This is a genomic window from Methylobacterium planeticum (genome assembly GCF_008806345.1).
Lineage (GTDB): Bacteria > Pseudomonadota > Alphaproteobacteria > Rhizobiales > Beijerinckiaceae > Methylobacterium > Methylobacterium planeticum.
This window is the reverse complement of record NZ_VZZJ01000078.1, coordinates 1-1,007: the sequence shown is the minus strand read 5'-3', so window position 1 is coordinate 1,007 and position 1,007 is coordinate 1. Positions and strand designations below refer to the sequence as shown.

The following is a 1,007-nucleotide window of genomic DNA, read 5'->3' as shown; positions in this document are numbered from 1 at the left end:
ACCGTCTGTGTGCTCCTCGATGATGCCGCCAAATCACAGCTGGCCGGGATCGCCGGGGATCGATCCCGCCCGCTCAAGCACATCCTGCGGGCCTGCATCGTCCTGCTCTCGGCCGAGCGCCTGAGCGTGCAGGACGTGGCCCGCCAGGCTGGCGTCAGTCGGCCCGCAGTCTGGCGCTGGCAGCAGCGCTACGGCGAGGAAGGCGTCGACGGCCTGCTGCGCGATAAAACCCGGCCGCCCGGCACACCGCCTCATCCCACGCGCATCGTGGCGGAGGTGCTCGCGCTGACCTGTTCGGAGCCGGTCGGTGAGGTCACCCACTGGACCGGGCGCGCGGTTGCCGCGCAGATCGGGATCTCTCTGCGCTCCGTCCAACGAATCTGGCAGGCGCATCGCTTACAACCGCATCGCGTGCGGACCTTCAAGCGCTCGCACGATCCGGCCTTCGTCGAGAAGGTTGAGGACGTGGTTGGCCTGTACATGGACCCGCCCGCGCACGCGGTGGTGCTATCGATCGACGAGAAATCTCAGATCCAGGCTCTGGAGCGCACCCGCCCCGCCCAGCCGCTCGGGCCAGGTCATCCCGCTGCCCAGACCCACGACTATGTCCGCCACGGCACCACGACCCTGTTCGCGGCCCTCAACGTCTTGGAAGGCACCGTGCTCGGTCGCTGCATGCAGCGTCACCGCCACGGTGAGTTCCTCCGCTTCCTCAACGCGGTCGAAGCGGCCGTGCCGCCCGGCAAGTCCGTCCACGTGATCCTGGACAACTATGCGGCTCACAAGCACCCGAAAGTCCGTGCCTGGCTCGCCCGCCATTCCCGGTGGACCTTCCACTTCACGCCGACTTCGGCCTCGTGGCTCAACGCGGTCGAGGGCTTCTTCTCCGCTCTCACCCGCCGCCGTCTGCAGCGCGGCACCTTCACCGGCATCGTTGACCTGCAGGCCGCCATCAATCGCTACATCGCCGAGCACAACCGAAGGCCCAGGCCCTTCGTCTGGACCAA

Annotated in this window: 1 protein-coding gene; it reads left to right on the top strand. The window is 67.7% G+C overall.

What is annotated here, in order from left to right:
* Positions 1-9: 9 nt before the first annotated feature.
* Positions 10-1,007: IS630 family transposase (locus F6X51_RS27610; protein WP_191970315.1), on the top strand; the 998-nt coding region annotated here is incomplete at its 3' end.